This window comes from Kitasatospora sp. NPDC051705, assembly GCF_044453265.1.
In the GTDB taxonomy this organism is placed as follows: Bacteria; Actinomycetota; Actinomycetes; order Streptomycetales; family Streptomycetaceae; genus Kitasatospora.
This window is the reverse complement of record NZ_JBITCO010000046.1, coordinates 1-16691: the sequence shown is the minus strand read 5'-3', so window position 1 is coordinate 16691 and position 16691 is coordinate 1. Positions and strand designations below refer to the sequence as shown.

At 76.1% G+C, this 16691-nt stretch carries 16 protein-coding genes and 1 riboswitch; of the genes, 12 read left to right on the top strand and 4 right to left on the bottom strand.

What is annotated here, in order from left to right; all coding sequences use genetic code 11:
* Window positions 1-366: 366 nt before the first annotated feature.
* Window positions 367-1569 carry a hypothetical protein gene (locus tag ACIA8Q_RS32820; RefSeq protein ID WP_360218566.1) on the top strand — a complete coding sequence of 401 codons (1203 nt, stop codon included), beginning with the start codon at window positions 367-369 and terminating at the stop codon, window positions 1567-1569.
* Here the strand turns inward: ACIA8Q_RS32820 and ACIA8Q_RS32815 are convergent, their stop codons facing one another.
* From ACIA8Q_RS32815 to ACIA8Q_RS32805, 3 genes are all read right to left on the bottom strand, one after another.
* On the bottom strand, window positions 1570-2370 hold the full coding sequence (locus tag ACIA8Q_RS32815; protein WP_396318239.1) for a class I SAM-dependent methyltransferase: 801 nt from the start codon (window positions 2368-2370) through the stop codon (window positions 1570-1572).
* A 130-nt stretch (window positions 2371-2500) separates the two neighbouring features.
* A complete protein-coding gene (locus ACIA8Q_RS32810; RefSeq protein ID WP_387907562.1) occupies window positions 2501-3247 on the bottom strand; it encodes a sensor domain-containing protein in 747 nt (248 codons plus the stop codon).
* Window positions 3248-3384: 137 nt separating this feature from the next.
* Complete coding sequence (locus ACIA8Q_RS32805; protein ID WP_396318238.1) at window positions 3385-3957, bottom strand: GNAT family N-acetyltransferase; 573 nt, start codon at window positions 3955-3957, stop codon at window positions 3385-3387.
* A gap of 42 nt (window positions 3958-3999) precedes the next feature.
* Here ACIA8Q_RS32805 and ACIA8Q_RS32800 point away from each other — a divergent pair, with 42 nt between their 5' ends.
* A complete protein-coding gene (locus ACIA8Q_RS32800) occupies window positions 4000-4872 on the top strand; it encodes a hypothetical protein (protein WP_396318237.1) in 873 nt (290 codons plus the stop codon).
* Between the two features lie 104 nt (window positions 4873-4976).
* On the opposite strand, the gene ACIA8Q_RS32795 is transcribed toward ACIA8Q_RS32800, so the two are convergent.
* The gene (locus ACIA8Q_RS32795; protein ID WP_360218551.1) at window positions 4977-5810 is read right to left on the bottom strand and encodes a M23 family metallopeptidase; all 834 of its coding nucleotides are present in this window, start codon (window positions 5808-5810) and stop codon (window positions 4977-4979) included.
* 12 nt (window positions 5811-5822) lie between these two features.
* Window positions 5823-5981: riboswitch (cyclic di-AMP (ydaO/yuaA leader) on the bottom strand.
* Window positions 5982-6226: 245 nt separating this feature from the next.
* On the opposite strand from ACIA8Q_RS32795, the gene ACIA8Q_RS32790 reads away from it, so the two are divergent.
* From ACIA8Q_RS32790 to ACIA8Q_RS32745, 10 genes are all read left to right on the top strand, one after another.
* Window positions 6227-6517, top strand: a complete 291-nt coding sequence (locus ACIA8Q_RS32790) for a YiaA/YiaB family inner membrane protein (protein WP_360218549.1) — start codon at window positions 6227-6229, stop codon at window positions 6515-6517.
* Window positions 6518-6641: 124 nt separating this feature from the next.
* On the top strand, window positions 6642-7469 hold the full coding sequence (locus ACIA8Q_RS32785; protein ID WP_360218546.1) for an alpha/beta hydrolase: 828 nt from the start codon (window positions 6642-6644) through the stop codon (window positions 7467-7469).
* A 127-nt stretch (window positions 7470-7596) separates the two neighbouring features.
* Window positions 7597-8166, top strand: a complete 570-nt coding sequence (locus ACIA8Q_RS32780) for a TetR-like C-terminal domain-containing protein (RefSeq protein WP_360218543.1) — start codon at window positions 7597-7599, stop codon at window positions 8164-8166.
* Between the two features lie 194 nt (window positions 8167-8360).
* The gene (locus ACIA8Q_RS32775; protein WP_360218540.1) at window positions 8361-10682 is read left to right on the top strand and encodes a SpoIIE family protein phosphatase; all 2322 of its coding nucleotides are present in this window, start codon (window positions 8361-8363) and stop codon (window positions 10680-10682) included.
* Window positions 10683-10914: 232 nt separating this feature from the next.
* Window positions 10915-12183: a sensor histidine kinase gene (locus tag ACIA8Q_RS32770; RefSeq protein WP_360218611.1), complete on the top strand. Its 1269-nt coding sequence runs from the start codon at window positions 10915-10917 to the stop codon at window positions 12181-12183.
* A complete protein-coding gene (locus ACIA8Q_RS32765; RefSeq protein ID WP_360218537.1) occupies window positions 12167-12580 on the top strand; it encodes a roadblock/LC7 domain-containing protein in 414 nt (137 codons plus the stop codon). The genes ACIA8Q_RS32770 and ACIA8Q_RS32765 overlap by 17 nt, the downstream gene beginning before the upstream one ends.
* The gene (locus tag ACIA8Q_RS32760) at window positions 12577-12924 is read left to right on the top strand and encodes a DUF742 domain-containing protein (protein ID WP_360218534.1); all 348 of its coding nucleotides are present in this window, start codon (window positions 12577-12579) and stop codon (window positions 12922-12924) included. Before ACIA8Q_RS32765 ends, ACIA8Q_RS32760 begins: the two co-directional genes overlap by 4 nt.
* Window positions 12902-13564 (top strand): ATP/GTP-binding protein, encoded by a 663-nt coding sequence (locus tag ACIA8Q_RS32755; RefSeq protein WP_387907543.1) that lies wholly within the window; start codon window positions 12902-12904, stop codon window positions 13562-13564. The genes ACIA8Q_RS32760 and ACIA8Q_RS32755 overlap by 23 nt, the downstream gene beginning before the upstream one ends.
* Window positions 13565-14864: 1300 nt before the next feature.
* Window positions 14865-16094 (top strand): cytochrome P450, encoded by a 1230-nt coding sequence (locus tag ACIA8Q_RS32750; protein ID WP_360218531.1) that lies wholly within the window; start codon window positions 14865-14867, stop codon window positions 16092-16094.
* Between the two features lie 42 nt (window positions 16095-16136).
* Window positions 16137-16394, top strand: coding sequence for a hypothetical protein (locus tag ACIA8Q_RS32745; RefSeq protein ID WP_360218528.1), 258 nt, complete (start codon window positions 16137-16139; stop codon window positions 16392-16394).
* Window positions 16395-16691: the final 297 nt, after the last annotated feature.

The following is a 16691-nucleotide window of genomic DNA, read 5'->3' as shown; positions in this document are numbered from 1 at the left end:
AGTTGAGTTCCTTCAGGATGCGTGAGGTGGCTGCTCGCTAGAGCCGCCCCTGCCTGCGCAGGGAGAGGCCCGAGGCCTCCGGCAGGCGAAATCCACAGCAGTCACCCGGCCCGCGGGCTCACCGGAACATCCCCGGTGCCTCGGCGCCCGGCCAGTGCACGGGCCGGCGCGGAGGAGCAGCCCGCGGGCTGTCTGCTGTCCGGAGGCGTCCGCACCACCCCCACCCCCCGATGTCACCCCCGCGGATCCGCGCCCGCCCGCGTCGTACCCGGGCCTCCCCCGGGTCGTTCCCGGGGTGGGGCCGCGGCGCTAGAGTCGGCGCGGGGTTCCGGAGCGGAGCGGCGCGGACACAGGGGGTGGGCGGCGATGACGAAGGCGCGGCAGCGGGGCGGCACGGCGGCCCTGCGGACGGCCCGGTGGGCCGCCACCGGGGTGCTGGCCGGGACGGGCCTGCTCGGACTGCTGCTGTTCTCGCTCGGGCGGGAGCACGGCTGGCAGGCCCTCGGCGGCGGCCTGGTGGTGACCGGCGCCTCCGCGGTGCTCGGCGGTGCGCTGGGCTTCCTGTTCGGGGTGCCGCGGGTGCGCGGCGGCGGCACCGGCGAGCCGCAGGGCTCGTACGCGCCGAACACCAACCTGGAGCAGGTGTCCGACTGGCTGACCAAGGTCCTGCTGGGCGTCGGGCTGACCCAGCTCGGCTCGCTCGGCGAACGGCTGCACCAGCTCGGCGCCGCGCTCTCGCCGGCGCTCGGCGGGGGCGAGGGCGCCGCCCCCTTCGCCGCGGCGCTGGTGCTGTACTTCCTGGTCTTCGGCTTCCTGGCCGGCTGGCTGGTCACCCGGCTCGCGCTGCCGCAGGTGCTGACCGACGCCGACCAGGCCCTCGACCTCTTCCTCGCCGGGCAGGACCGCGACCGCAAGGGCGACAAGGTGGGCGCCGACGACCTGCGGGTCCGCGCGATGCAGCAGCTCGGGCTGCTGGGCGGCAGCGCGGAACAGCCGGCCGCGCTGGCCGGACAGCTGCCGCCCGCCGCCTCCCCCTCGGCCGGGCCGGACGGCGTGGTGGCCGAGGTCCGCTCGACCGCGCGCCGCTCCGCGCTCACCTCCGACCAGGTGCGGGACCTCTACGCGGACGGGTCCGAGGGCCGGCGGATCCAGGCCCTCGCGCTGATGCAGGGCGACCCGTCGCTCGCCCACCTGCCGAGCGTGCTGGACGCGATCGAGCACCCGCGCTCGGGCTTCGAGCAGTACCACGCGCTGCTGGCCGCCCGCGGCCTGCTCTCCCGGCTGCCCGGCCCCGAGGCGCAGCGGCTGCGGGACGCGGTGGCCGGGCAGCTGATGCTGCCGGACGGGATCCCGTACGGGTCGGACCGCAGCTGGCTGGCCGAGAAGATACTGTCCCGGCTCGGGCCGGCGGCCTTCGTCCCAGCCCAGTCGGGCGGCGCCCAGGCGGTGCCGTCCCCGGATCCGGCCGGTGTTCCCGGTCCGTTCCCGGATCCGGCCGCGGCACCCGGGCCGGTGCCGGTGCCCGGTCCGGCCGCGGCGCCGGATCCGGGCTCGACCGGCGCTCCCTAGCTAGGACCCGTCCCGGGCGGCCCGGCGGCGGTGGTCGGCGGCCCGCAGCACCAGGAGGCGGCGGGTCCGGCCGTCCTCGGCGCGGGGGAAGCGGCGGATCTCGCTGGCGATGCAGCGCTCGCCGAGCGCGCGGCGCAGCGGGTCGAGGTGGCCGCAGCGGCGGCCGTGGCCGTCGTGCAGCGGCTGGACCCGGACCTCGCCGTCCGGGGAGGTGACCCGGACGAGTTCGGCCAGTGCGGCCACCTGCCCTTCGATGCCGAACCGTTCGGGGTAGGCGAAGAGCAGGTAGGCGCTCAGGGTGAGGGCGAAGGAGCCGTCGGCGAAGGGCAGCCGGGGCAGTGCGGCGGCCACGTAGCGCTGCGGGTGCGCGGCCGCGTCGGCGGTGAAGAGCCGGCGGGCGCGGTCCCAGCTGCGCAGGTAGCGCTCGGAGCGGTAGGGGTGCGGCGCCGGGTACAGGTGGGGCCGGGCGGCCATCGCCGCGGCCATCGAGGCCCGGGCGGCCAGCGCGTGGGCGGCGACCTCGGGGGCGGGGAGCACGTAGGCCGGGTCGGCGGCGATCACCCGGCAGCCCAGTTCGCGCGCTTCGGCGGCCAGCCCGGCCGCACCGCCGGGGCAGTCCAGCAACGGGCCGGGAAGGGCGGCGAGTTGGGACCGGGTGAGGTCGAACAGGGCGCAGTACTCGTCCAGTGGCCGGGAGGTGACGAGGACGGCGTCGTCCGCCGCGACCGGGGCCTCGGCGGCCGGCCGGGCGGCGGGCCCGGCCCCGGTGCCCCGGTCGGCGGGGGTGCGTACGGCGGCCACCCGGCCATCGGAACACGCGGCGGCCCCGCCCGCATCCGGGGGTCTCCGGGCGGGGGCGGGGCCGGTGTCGGCGGGCGGGGGTCAGCAGCCGGGGGTCGGGGGCCGGGGAGACGACGGCGGCCGGGCGGGGTCAGCCAGCGAGCAGGCTCCGGACGGCGGACCGGTTCACGGCGGTCAGGCCGCGGACCAGCTGCGCGGTGAGCAGGACGAGCAGCACGCCGGCCAGCGAGAAGGCGGCGATCTGCCAGGCCCCCTCGACGTAGTAGACGTGCCGGACGTGGTCGCTGTCGGAGAAGTCGAAGAGCCGGTAGCCGCGCCAGTCGGTGAAGGTCGGGAACACCCAGTGGTACGCCGGGTAGAGCGCCATCGCCCAGCCGAGCAGCAGGAACGTCGTCGTCATGGTGAAGCTGAAGACCGCCCACGGGAACATCACCACCTGGTGGAGCGCGGCCTTCCAGCCGGCCGGGTCGGCCAGCCGCGCGGTGATCGCGCCCCAGGTGCCCGGGCGGACCTGGCGCACCGGCTCCGGCTCGGGGACGTCCAGGCCCAGCATGCCGCGGGCGCGGGCCCGCTCCGTCCGGCCCAGGCCCCGGGCGGCGGTGGTCAGGCCGGCCAGCACGGGCAGGCCGAGGACGGTGACGAAGGTGCCGAGCCCCAGGCAGAACAGGGTGATCACGAGGGAGAAGCCGACGACGGCCACCGGCAGGCCGGTGAGCGCGTAGCCGATCTCGCGGTAGTACTGCCCGGCGAACGGCGCCCGCCAGAAGGACGGCACCGACCCGGGCCGGCTGGAGCGGGCGGGGGTGCGGTACGGGTCGTCGCCGTAACCGCCGAGGACGTCCCAGTCGCGCTCCTGCATGCTTCGGCTGCTGCTCATGTCCCGGCCTCGGTCCCTCGTTCTCGGTTACTGACCCGGCCAGTCTGGTCGAGCGGGCGGTGCGGAACGATCCGGGGACCCGGCGGATCGGGGGTGGGGTTAACCCCCCGGTCCGGGGCCGCGCTCAGCCGGGCGGGTCACCCGGCCGGGCCGGCCCACTCCCCGGTGGTCAGCGCGTACCGGTGCACGCCGGACCGGACGCCGCCCCCGGGCGGGTCGTGCCGGACCGGCCCCTGCGCCCGGAACCCGAGCCGGGTGAGCACCGCGGCGGAGGCCCGGTTGTCCACGTCGACCCGGGCGGTGAGGCGGCGCAGGCCGAGGGCGCCGAAGGCCAGCCCGCAGAGCAGGCCGACGACCTCGCCCGCGTGACCGCGTCCGCGGGCCCCGCGGCCGACCGCGTAGCCGAGCTCGGCGCGGCGGCCGGTGCCGAGGGTCAGGGAGGCGTGGGCGATCGGGGTGGCGTCCGCCGGGTCCTCGGCGTCCTCGCGCCGGGTGACGGCGAGCTGGTACGTCCGCCGTTCCCGCGCGAGCGCCTCCTCCAGGTAGAGCTCGATCTGGTCGGCGCAGGTCTCGCGGTCCCAGGGGTCGAACGGGAGGTACCGGGTGACCTCCGGGTCGCCGAACAGCGCGTGCAGCGCGTCCACGTCCCCGGGGGTGTGGTGGTACTCGCGGATGGCCAGTCGGGAGCCGGTGAGTCGTACGGGGACCATGGCTGGCGACCCTACCCCCGGCCAGCGGTTACCGTTCGGGCTATGAACGACGAAGACCTGCGGCTCGCCCCGCGCACCAGGGCCGCCGACCTGCTCGCCTGGGCGGCGGCGGAGGGCCGCGCCCCGGTGGCCGAGGGGCCGCTGCGAGCCGTCCTGGCCCTGCTGGAGCTGGGCGGGGGCAGGATGCACGACGGCTGGCCCGAGCTGACCTCGAACGCGGTGGAGCACCTGCTCTACGAGCGTCTCCACCTCTACGTCCAGCCCGGGCCGGAGACGGACCCGCTGGCGTACGGCGCCGCGGTCGAGCTGCTGGTGGACCACCAGCGGGCGGCCCGGCGGCTGAACGCCAAGCGGCAGGAGCGGCTGCACGCCGAGGCCGAGTGGCAGGGCGAGGTCGCGGCCGGGCTGCTGCGCCGGGCCGACCTGGTGACCTGGCCCCGGCTGTACGCGCTGCTGCTGCACGCGTACGAGGTGGACGTCGCGGACCCGGCGGCGGTGCGGGCCTGGCTGGACGGCTTCCGGGAGCTGGCGGAGGAGGAGCGGCTGGCGGCGATCGCCGCGCTGGTCCCGACCGGCTGGCTGGACGAGCTGGACGAGCAGGGCTGGGGGCCGGCCCGGGTGCTGTCGGTCGGCATGGCGACGGACGGCGCGCGCCGGCTGCTGGAGCAGGGTCTGATGCGGCGCAGCTACCGCAACCTGGCGGAGCTGACCGCCGCGGGCCGGCCGATGCCGGACGAACTGTCCGGGGGCTTCGGGGAGTTCGAGGAGGCTGCGGCGCAGGCCGCGCTCGACCTGTGCGGCGAGTGGACCGTCCCGGGGCTGGCGCGGCTGCTTCTGGAGGAGTTCCCGGACCTCGCACCGGAGCCGGGGCAGGAGGAGATCGACGCCTACCTGGCGGGGCTGCCGCAGGAGTAGCCGCCCGCGGGGCGACGTGCCGGAGCCCCGGCCGCACGCGTGCGGCCGGGGCTCCGGTCCGTTCGGGTCCGCCGCGGTCGGCGGGGGCCGGTGGGGGCGCCGGCTCAGGGGGTGAGGCCGCGCTGCTCCAGCCAGGTCTCCGGGTCGACCGGGGCGCCGCCGCCGGGGCGGACCTCCAGGTGCAGGTGGGGGCCGGTGACGTTGCCGGTGGCGCCGACCTTGCCGATCTGCTGGCCGGAGGTGACCTTGCCGGAGCCCTTGATGATCGAGGAGAGGTGGCAGTACCAGATCTCGGTGCCGTCGGGCAGGGTCTCGACGATCCGGTAGCCGTACGAACCGGACCAGCCGGCCGAGGTGATGGTGCCCTGGCCGACCGCGAAGACCGGGGTCCCGGTGTCGGCGGCGAAGTCCAGACCGGTGTGCAGGTGGGCCCAGTAGCGGGCGCTCTGGCCGTAGTGGGCGGAGAGGTTGTAGTCCTTCACCGGCAGGGTGAGGGCGGCGGCCTTGGCCCGCTCGGCCTCCTCGGCGGCCCGCTTGGCCTCGGCCTCCTTGGCGGCGGCCTTGGCCTCGGCCTCCTTGGCGGCCTGGACGCGGGCGCCCTCCTCGGCGGCGGTGCGCTGGCTGTCGGCCTGCTGCTGGATCCGGGCGGCGAGCGCGAGCCCGGGGTCGGCGGAGAGGGCGACCGGGGTCTCGTCGGGGGCCTCGACGGCGGGCGCGGCAGCCGGGGTGGCGGAGGCGAAGCCGGTGGCGCCCAGGGTGGCCGCGACGGCGGTGACGCCGAGCAGCGGGGAGGCTCCGCGGGTCTGACGCGGCATCCGGTGCCGGTTGGCGTCGGCTTCCGGGGCGGGGTGCTCCAGGTCGGCCATGCCGGGGTGGTCGAGGAGCCGGGTACCGGCTGCGGGGCCGGCCGGGTGTGCCGGGGTGTGCGTCGACGCCACGGAGGCGCGCTCCTTTCCTTCCTTCGCGCCTACCGGGTTAGCTGACGGGTTCGGAGCAGGAAGGTCTCCTACGGCCGGGCCTGGGCCCCGCCGATTCACCCCAAGGAACGTGGTTCCCCGGCTCCCTGGCCTGCCCGGAGGCCGGCCGGCGGGATTAGGCGACGGCGCACGGTGCCGTCTGGGTACGGCGTTGACGACCGCGCTGCGTTATCAAACGTTAATCCTAGGGCGCCCCGATTCCAAGCCGTCCGCCCGGGACGACCGCAGATGACCAGGGCGCCCTGGTAGGTGATGGCGGGTTTTGTCCCCATTGACCGGCATTGAGCCGCTCGACGTGATCGAACGTCAGCGAACGACCCCCCATCTGAGTACGCCTACTCATGTGCGGACCGATCACCCCGCCGCATCCTGACGCCATGAACGCACCGATGCAGTCCCGCACCACGGCCGCGTACTACATCCAGGCCGTGCTCTCCTTCGCGCTGTCCGGCGGAGCCCTCGCCGTCGGGATCGCCTACCTGCCGGTCGGCGGCTGGACCCGCGCCTTCCTGGCGATCGGGCTCCTCTACACCGTCACCTCGTCCTTCACGCTCGCCAAGGTGGTCCGGGACCGGCAGGAGACCAACGAGATCGTCACCCGGGTGGACCAGGCCCGGCTGGAGAAGCTGCTCAGCGAGCACGACCCGTTCAAGGTCGACGGGGTCTGAGCGGGCACCGCGGGACCCCGGGGGCGGACGGCACCGAGGGCTTGACGGCTAAGGCTATTAGCCTTAGCTTTATGGCTATCGGCAGACGCCGACGACCCGCAGCGGCGGTCCCAGGAGGCCCACCATGAACGCCACCAGCGCCACCAGCACCCAGTACCTCGACGTCCCCGGCGGGCGCATCGCCTACGACGACACCCGGCAGGGCGACGGCGCCCCCGTCGTCCTGCTCCCCGGGATGCTCGACACCCGCGCCGCCTACCGGCACCTGCACCCGCTGCTGACCGCCGCCGGCCACCGCGTCATCACCATGGACCTGCGCGGCTTCGGCGAGTCGTCGATCGTCTGGGACGACTACTCACCCGCCGCCATCGCCACCGACGTCCTGGCCCTGCTGAACCACCTCGGCATCGAACGCGCCGTGCTCGTCGGCAACTCCTACACCGGCGCGACCGTCGTCAAGGTCGCCGGTGACGCCCCGCAGCGGGTCGCCGGGATCGCCCTTATCGACGCCTTCGTCGAGAACCCCCCGGCCAACGCCCTCATGCGCGGCGTCGTCCGCGCGATGGGCGCCCTGATCGTCCACTGGCCGGCCTTCTGGGGCTTCTACCACCGCAAGCTCGCCTTCCCCGGTGCCAGGCCCGCCGACTTCGACGCCTACGTCGACGGACTCGTCGCCGCCATGCGCACCCCGGGCCGCCGGACGGCCACCCGCGGACACGTCTCCGGCGACTCCGCGCCGATCGGCTGGACCGCCGCCGTCCGCTGCCCCGCGCTCGTCGTCATGGGCGGCAAGGACCCCGACTTCCCCGACCCGGAGGCCGTCGCCGACCGGCAGACCGCGGCGCTCGGCGCCCGGAAGGTCATGATCGAGGGATCCGGCCACTACCCGATGGCCGACGCCCCGGAGGCCACCGCCGGCGCCCTGCTGCCCTTCCTCGCCGAGCTCGCCTGACGCCTGACGCCCGGCCCCGGCCGCGGGCCCGCTCGCCCGAGCCCGGTCCGCCCCGCCGCGCCCGGGCCCGCCCCGGTCGTCCGCACCGCCCGCCCGCCCGTCCGCCCGTCCACGGAGAGACCGCACCATGCCCCGAGTAGGACTGACCCCCGACCAGGTCGTCGGCCACGCCCTCGCCCTCATCGACGAACAGGGCTCCGAAGCCCTCACCCTGGCCGCCGTCGCGGCCCGGGCCGGGGTCGCCACCCCCTCGCTCTACAAGCACGTCAGCGGCGGGCTCGCCGAGCTGCGCCGGCTGCTCGCCGTCCGGGTCACCGAGGAGCTCGCGGACCGGCTGGCCGAGGCCGCCGTCGGCCGCAGCGGGGACGACGCCGTCGCCGCCGTCCTGCGCGCCTACCACGCGTACGCCGCCGAGCACCCGCACCGCTACGCCGCGCTGCCCCAGGCCCCGCAGCCCGACGACGACCTCTCCCGCGCGGCGGCCCGGCTGGTGGGCGTGATCATCGCCGTCCTCCGGGAGTACGGCCTCGACGGCCCGGAGGTGATCCACGCGGCGCGCACCGTCCGCTCCGTCGCCCACGGCTTCGCCTCGCTCTCCATCGCCGGCGCCTTCCAGCTCGCCGAGGACCTCACCACCACCCACGACCGGCTGATCAGCACCCTCACCACCGGCCTGCGCTCCTGGCCCTCGGCCTGAGCCCGCCGCCGGGGCGCCGACCGGCCCGGGCCCGCGGCGGGGAGGGCGGGAGCACCGGTGCCGGTGGGGCTGCGGGGGCGCCGTTCACCCGCTTCAGCACCCACTTGAGAAATAAGGTATTAAGAATTAAGTGCCCCTCCGGGCACCCAAAGGGCACCCACCACCCTCCTCGGAACGGAAAGGCCGGGTATCCGATGGACCTGACCTCGCCGTGGCTCCCCCCGTCCGAGGACGACAGCCGGACGCAGCCCAGCAGTCCGGGCGGCCGCAGCGCCATGCGCTGCGTGCGCTTACTGCTCTCCTGCACCACCGCCGCCGAGCTGCTCGGCACCGTCCTCGCCGAGGGCCCCGGCTGGATCACCGGCGAGGGTTCCGCGCTCTACCTGCTGGACCCGGCCGGAATGCTCCGGCTGACGGCCTCGCACGGCCTGCCGGACTGGGCCCACGAGCGGTACAGCACCGTCGACCCGGCCGGCGACCTCCCCGCCGCGATGGCGCTGCGGCTGCGCCGCCCCTACCTGCTCACCCCCGAGCACACCAGCGTCGACTACCCGAACCGGAACGCCGGCATGGGTACCGGGATGGTCGCCGTGATCACCCTGCCGATGATCGTCGACGAGCGGCCGGTCGGCGTGCTCGCCCTGGCGCTGGCCCACCGGGGCACCGTCCCCCGCCGCGACCTGGACGTCCTGGAGACCATCGGCGACGCCTGCGCCCACCGGCTGTCCCACCTGCTCGACCACGCGGACGCCCGGCGCCCGCAGGGCCCCGCGCCGGCCCCCGAGGACTCCGGCCGGCCCGCCGGCCTGGCCCACCCGATGCTGTCGCTGGCCGTCCGGGCCGCCGGGCACGGCGCCTTCGAGCGCGACCTCGTCACCGGGGAGAGCTACTGGGACGCCGAGGCGTTCCGGATCACCGGCCAGCCGGCCGCCCCGGACGGCGCCGCCCCGGAACTGGACCGGATCGTCCACCCCGAGGACCTGCCGGACGTCCAGGCGGCGGTCGCCGAGGCGCTCGCCACCGGCGGGCGGTACCGGATCGCGTACCGGGTGCTGCGCGGGGGCGGCCGGGCGGCCAGCATCGAGGAGACCGGCGAGGTGATGCTGGACGTCCACGGCCGCCCCGTCCGGATCGCAGGGCTGTTCGCCGACCGCGAGCACGGCCGCAGGCCCGGGCGGGAGCGCCCGGAGGAGCCCGCGGGTGCTCCCACCGGCCCCGGCTCGCCCACCGCCCGCGCCGGCGCCGCCCCCGCCGGCGCCGCGCCCGACACGGCCCGGCGCGACGCCCCGGCCACCGCCCGGACCGCCCTGCTGCTGGCACTCACCCGCGCCCTGTCCCGGGCGGTGACCGTCCGGGACGTCACCACCACCGTCACCGACGTCGCCCGACCGGCCTTCGGCGCCGCCAGCATCGTGCTGGACCTGGTGGACGAGGGCCGGCTGCTGCCCGTCTCGCACACCGTGTACGGGGGCCCGCGCCGCACCGAACTGACCCGGCTCGCGGACCTCTCCGAGGGCGTGATGCAGCACGCCCTGACCCGCTCCGCCCCGCTGTTCAGCGAACCCGGCGCGGCCCGCGGCCAGCGCGGCCCGCTGACCCCGGCCGCCTGGGCGGTGCTGCCGCTGATCGCCTCCGGGCGGCAGGTGGGCTCCTGCCTGATCACCTTCGCCACCGAGCGCGCCTTCAGCCGGGAGGACCGCACCCTGTACTCGGCCTTCGCCGGGATCCTGGCGCAGTCCCTGGAGCGGGCCCGGCTGTACGACACCCACCACCACCGGGCCACCCAGCTGCAGCGCGCGATGCTCCCGCGCACGCTGCCCCGGCTGCCCGGGATCGCCAGTGCCGCCCGCTACCTGCCGAGCACCGAGGGCATGCAGATCGGCGGCGACTGGTACGACCTGCTCCGGCTGCCGGACGGCCGGATCGGGCTGGTGATCGGCGACGTCCAGGGTCACAACGCCGAGGCGACGGCGGTGATGGGCCAGCTGCGCAGCGGTCTGCGCGCGTACGCGACGGACGGGCACGACCCGGCCGCCACGCTGGCCCGGACCAGCCGGCTGCTGGCCGAGCTGGACACCGACCTGTTCGCGACCTGCCTCTACCTGACCCTGGACCCGGCCGACGGGGCGCTGACCGCCGCCCGGGCCGGGCACCCGCCGCCGGTCCGGGTCGCGGACGCCCGGGCCGTCGAGCTGGACGTGCCGGGCGGGCCGCCGCTGGGCGTGGACCCGGGGCAGCCGTACCCGCTCACGGTCGGCCGACTGGCGGTCGGCGAGACGCTGCTGGCGTACACCGACGGACTGGTCGAGGACCGCGAGGAGGACTACGACGAGTCGGTGCAGCGGATGCTCGGCGGGCTGGAGCTGTGGGCCCGCCGGACCGGCCCGGACCGGATCGGCGCGGCGCCCGCGCTCGAACGGCTGGCGGACCTGCTGACCCTGAACGTGACCGAGCGGCGGTCCCGGCCGGACGACGTGGCCCTGCTGCTCCTGCACCGGACGTCGCCCCTTCCGTAACACCGTGCACACGTTCCCCCCACATCACCGGATGCGACTCGGCCATTCGCGACCCGCTCCGGGCCCGGCCCCACGAGCACCCGGGCGGGGCGGATCGTCCCCGGGCGCCCCGATCGCGTCCGAACGACGCCGGTTTGACGCCGTATTGACTGGATATTGACGAGATCCGGTCACTTGGCGAGATCCGTTCACACCTTCGTAGGATCATCACCCTAGAATTCGCCGCGTGACGATGACTCAGTGGTGCGCAACGGCAACCGGCGTGCTCGCCGTCCTCGCCCTCGTGGCCGCCGCGCGGTACCGCGCCGTGTCCGTCACCCACCGCCGCCGCGCCGACCGGCTGCGGCGCGACCTCGCCCGGCTCCGGGAGGAGCTCGGCACCGAACTCTCCCGCCGCGGAGCCGACCTGGCCGCCGTCCAGCAGGAGCAGGAGCACACCGCCTCCACCCAGCGGGCCTTCCTCAGCGTGGCCCGCCGCATCCTCGTCATGGCCCACGACCAGCAGGCCCTGCTCGACGAGATGGAACGCACCCACGACGACCCGGCACTGCTGGAGGGCCTGCTCAAGGCGGACCACGCCGCGGCCCAACAGGCCAGGCTCGCCCAGACCCTGGCCGTCCTGTGCGGGGCCCGGGCCGGCCGCCACTGGCCCGAACCGGTCTCCCTGGAGGACGTCGTGCGCGGCGCCCAGTCGCGGATCCTGCCGTTCCAGCGGGTGGTCGTCCGCAGCCGGATCGAGACCGCCGTCGTCGGCGCCGCCGCCGAGGCCCTGATCCACGCCGTCGCCGAGCTGCTGGACAACGCCACCCGCTACTCCCCGCCCAGCACCCAGGTGTTCGTCACCCTGATGCCGGTGCACAACGGCGCCGTCATCGAGATCGACGACGGCGGCGTCGGCATGCCGGAGCAGGCCGTCGCCAAGGCCGCCGACGCCCTGGCCGGGGGCAGCACCCTGGAGGTCTCCCGGCTGGGCGAGGTGCCGCAGCTGGGCCTGGCCGCCGTCGGCCGCCTCGCCGAGCAGTACGGCTTCCGGGTCACCCTCAGCTCGGCGCCGTCCCCGTACGGCGGCGTCCGGGTCGTCGTGCTGCTGCCGAACGCCCTGCTCACCGAACCGCTGCCGCCCACCGTCCCCGGCCTCGGACCGGACGACCGGGCGTTCACCGCCGACCCCCGCCCGGCCGGCCACCCCGCCGACCACCCCCTGGTGGAGGCGCCGCCGGCCGGCCGACCCCCCGCAGCCGCGGACACCCCGCCGCCGCTGCCCCGCCGGAGCCACCGGCGCGACCGCGCCGCCCGCCCCGCCCAGCACGCCTCTCCCCCGCCCCCGCCCGCCCCGCCGCACCGCTCGGCCCGGGACGCGCAGGCGTTCATGGCGATGTTCCAGGCCGGCACCGCCAGCGGCCGATCGGCCGCCCGCGCCCAGGCCCAGCCCGACCCTTCCCTGCCCGCCTCCCCCCGACTTCCCCAGCGCTCCGGAGAGTTCCATGACCACCACCCCTGACCTCGGCTGGCTGCTCGCCGACATCGTCAACGTCCCGCAGGTCCAGCACGCCGTCGTCGTCTCCAACGACGGCCTGGAGATCGGGCGCAGCACGAACATCGCGCGGGAGGACGCCGAACGGCTCGCCGCCGCCTGCTCCGGGCTGCAGTCGCTGGCCCGCGGCGTCGCCGTCGGGTTCGGCGGGCCGGCCAGCGCCACCCGGCAGATCATCATCGAGTACGGCGGCGGCTACCTGTTCATCGTCGCCGCCGGTGCCGGGGCGCACCTGGCCGTGGTGACCGGCGAGGCCGTGGACGCCGGCCTGGTCGCGTACCAGATGCAGGTCCTGGTCGAGCGGATCGGCAGCCACCTCACCAGCCCGCCGCGCGTCGACCACGCGGCGGGGGGGCACCGGTGAGCGGGCCGGTCCGGCCCTACGTCATCACCGGCGGCCGCAGCCGGCCCACCCGGGCCGAGCTGGCCGTCGAGAGCCTGGTCAGCGCGTTAGCCGACCCGCCGGAGCTCCCCGAGCACGCACTGCTCAACCGGGAGCACCGGCGCATCCTGGCGCTCTGCCACAGCCTGCTGTCCATCGCCGAGGTGGCGGCCCACCTGGGGCTGCCGCTCGGCGTCGTCAAGGTCCTGGTCGGCGACCTCTGGGACCTCGGCGCCGTGCAGGTGCTCCCGCCCGTCCCGCAGGCCGAACGCCTGCCCGCAACCCTCCTGGAAGAGGTGCTCGTTGGCCTCCGCCAACTCCGCTGAAGCCGGGGCCGCCCCCGGGACGACCGGGGCCCACGGCTCCACCGACGGCCGGTCCGGCGGGCCGCGGTACCTGCCGCCCTCCGTCCAGGGCGCGGTCAAGATCCTGGTCACCGGCCCGTTCGGGGTCGGCAAGACCACGCTGGTCGGCTCGCTCAGCGAGATCACCCCGCTGCGCACCGAGGAGACCATGACCGCCGCCAGCAGCGGCGTGGACGACCTCACCGGGCGCGCCGGCAAGACCACCACCACGGTCGCGCTGGACTTCGGCCGGATCACGCTCAACCCGCGGCTCGCGCTGTACCTGTTCGGCACCCCCGGACAGCAGCGGTTCTGGCCGCTCTGGGACGACCTGTCGCGCGGCGCGCTCGGCGCCGTCGCGATGGTCGACCTGCGCCGCCCCGACGAGAGCTTCGACGTGCTCGGCCGCCTCGAGGAGCAGCGCATCCCCTTCGCCGTCGCGGTCAACACCTTCCCGGACACCCCGAGTTACCCCGAGGACGAGCTGCGCTCGGCGCTCGACCTGCTGCCGGACGTCCCGATCCTGTACTGCGACGCCCGCGACCGGCGGCAGTCCTACGACCTGCTGATCGACTTCGTCGACCACCTGCACCGCAGCTCGATCCTGGAGCTGCAGGGATGACCGCCCCCGATCCCGGCACCGCCTCCCCCGGCTGCCCGGTCGCGCACGGCGGCGGCCTGCCCGCTGGCGTCCCGCTGACCCCGCTGTACGGCCCCGCCGTCGCCGAGGACCCGCACGGCCTCTACGACCGGCTGCGCCGGCGCCACGGCCCCGTCGCCCCCATCGAGCTGGAGCCCGGGGTCGAGGCCTGGCTCGTCCTCGGCTACCCCGAGCTGCTCGAACTCACCCGCAACGAGGCGCTGTTCTCCAAGGACTCGCGCCGCTGGCGGGTGCCCGCCGAGGGCCGGCTGGCCGCCGACTCCCGGCTGCTGCCGATGACCTCCTGGCGCCCCACCCTGCTCAACCTGGACGGCGCCGAGCACCAGCGGCTGCGCGCCGCGGTCTCGGACACCCTCGCCCAGATCGACCACCGGAAGCTGCGCGAGACCACCGAGGCCTGCGCCAACGACCTCATCGACAGCTGGGGCCCGGACGGCACCGCCGACCTGATCTCCCAGTACGCCCGCCCGCTGCCGCTGCTGGTCTTCACCCAGCTGGTCGGCCTGCCGCGCGAGGCCGGGCCCCGACTGGTCGAGCTGATCAGCCACTTCGTGGACAGCGGCCCCGAGTCGGTGCGCGCCAGCGCCGAGTTCCAGGCGATCCTGGTCGACCTGGTCCGCCGCCGCCGCAGCGCCCCCAGCGCCGACCTGACCTCCTGGCTGCTCGCCCACCCGGCCGCGCTGACCGACGAGGAGGCCGTGCACCACCTGGTGGTGATGATGGTCGCGGGCAACGAGACCTCCATCAACTGGACCGGCAACACGCTGCGGCTGCTGCTCACCGACCGCCGCTTCCGGGCCACCCTCACCGGCGGGCGGCTCACCGTCTCCGACGCGCTGGAGGAGGTGCTCTGGCGCGACCCGCCGACGCAGAACTTCCCCGGCCGCTGGGCCACCGGGGACACCGTCCTCGGCGGCCAGTACATCAGCGCCGGCGACATGCTGGTGCTCGGCCTGGCCGCGGCCAACGCCGACCCGGCCGCCCAGGGCCTCGCCTCCGCCGCGCAGGGCTCGCTCGGCGGCAACCGGGCGCACCTCGCCTGGGGCGCCGGCCGGCACGTCTGCCCGGCCCAGCACCCCGCCCGGATCATCGTCGAGACCACCGTCGAGACGCTGCTGCACCGCCTGCCGGACCTCCAGCTCGCCGTCCCGCCCGCCGACCTGGCCTGGCGGCCGTCCCCGTGGTCCCGGGCCCTGCTCGGCCTGCCGGTGCTCTACAGCGCCTTCACCCCGCCCCGCCCGCCAGCCCCCGAGAGGCCCGCATGGACACCACCGTCGACGGCACCGCACCCGGCCGCGGAGCCGAGCCCGTCCGGCTCGACCCCTTCGGACGCGACCAGCACGCCGAGAACGCCCGGCTCCGGGCGGCCGGCCCCGCGGTCCTGGTGGAGCTCCCTGGCGGGGTGGTGGTCTGGGCGATAACCCACCACGACACCCTGCAGGCGCTGCTCGCCGATCCCCGGGTGGGCAAGAACGCCCAGCTCTGGACGACCTTCCGGGAGGGACGGCTGCCGCCGGGCTGGCCGCTGCTCAACTTCGTCACCGTGCCCGGCATGGTCACCGCCGACGGCGAGGACCACCGCCGGCTGCGCGGCCTGGTCAGCCAGGCCTTCACCCCGCGCCGGATCGCCGACCTGGCACCCGCGATCGAGGCCCGCACCGTCGCCCTGCTCGACGCCGTCGCCGAACTGGACGGCCCGTTCGACCTGCGCGAGCACTTCGCCTACCCGCTGCCGATGCAGGTGATCGGCGAACTGCTCGGCCTGGCGCTGGAGCAGCAGGACGCGCTGCACGAGCTGTCCGACACCCTGGTCTCCAGCTCCGCCACCCCGGAGGCCGCGATCGCCGCGCAGCAGGGCCTGTTCGCGCTGCTGGGCGCGGTGGTGGCGGCCAAGCGGGCCGAGCCCGGCGACGACCTGACCACCGACCTGATAGCCGCCCGCGAGAGCGGGGACCGGCTCAGCGAGGCCGAACTGGTCGGCACCCTGCTGCTGATGCTGGTCGCCGGGCACGAGACCACGCTCAACCTGATCACCAACGCCGTCCGGGCCCTGCTCGCCCACCCCGACCAGCTGCGCCTGGTGCTCGACGGCGAGCAGCCCTGGTCGGCGGTGGTCGAGGAGACGCTGCGCTACGACTCGCCGGTCGGCCAGTTCCCGCTGCGCTACGCGACCGAGGACATCGAGGTCGGGGACGTGGTGATCCGGCGCGGCGAGGCGCTGCTCGCCTCCTACGCGGCGGCCGGCCGGGACGCCGGGCACCACCCGGACGCCGACCGCTTCGACCTCACCCGGCAGCCCAACCGCCACCTCTCGCTCGGCCACGGCCCGCACTTCTGCCTCGGGTCCGGGTTGGCCCGGCTGGAGGCGGAGACCGCGCTGCGGCACCTGTTCGGGCGGTTCCCCGGGCTGGCCCTGGCCGAGGGCGCCGAGCCGGAGCCGATCACCTCGTTCGTCAGCAACAGCGTGCGGACCCTGAGGGTGACGGTCTGAGCCGTCCGGTTACCTGAGGCGGCCCGGGTCGTTCGGCAGTGCATGAAGAAACTCGCCACCCTGGCCGCCCTCACCATGGCGGGCCTCGCGCTCGCCGCACCGGCGGCGTCCGCCACCACCCAGACCGCGAGCTCCCCGGACGCCACCGGGGGCCTCACCGACGGCCTCAACCTCTCCCCGGCCGACCTCGCCATCCACGCCGCCGGCAAGCTGCCGGTGGTCGGGCACACCGCCCAGGAGGTGGAGGCCGTCGGCACCAACCAGATGAGCCACCCGGGCCTCAGCGGGCAGATCGGCTGACGCCGCCGGGCCGGCCGGGCGCCCCCGTCCGCCCGGCCGGCCCGCCGCCCGCGGGGTGCCGCCGTGGGGGGGCCGGCGGGGGGCCCCCCCCCCCCCCCCCCCCAAGGCGCGGGCCCGGGGGGGGCGGTGGGGTGCGGGGGGGGGGGGCCCCCCGCCGCGCCGTGGCGCCCCGCCCCCCCCGGCCCGCCGCGCCGGGGCGGGGGGGGGGGGGGCCCCCCCCCCCGGCCCCCGGCGCGCCCTCGACCCGGCCCGCCCCGCGTGGCAGCATCGGCGGCGGGGGCGGACGGACGGCGAGGA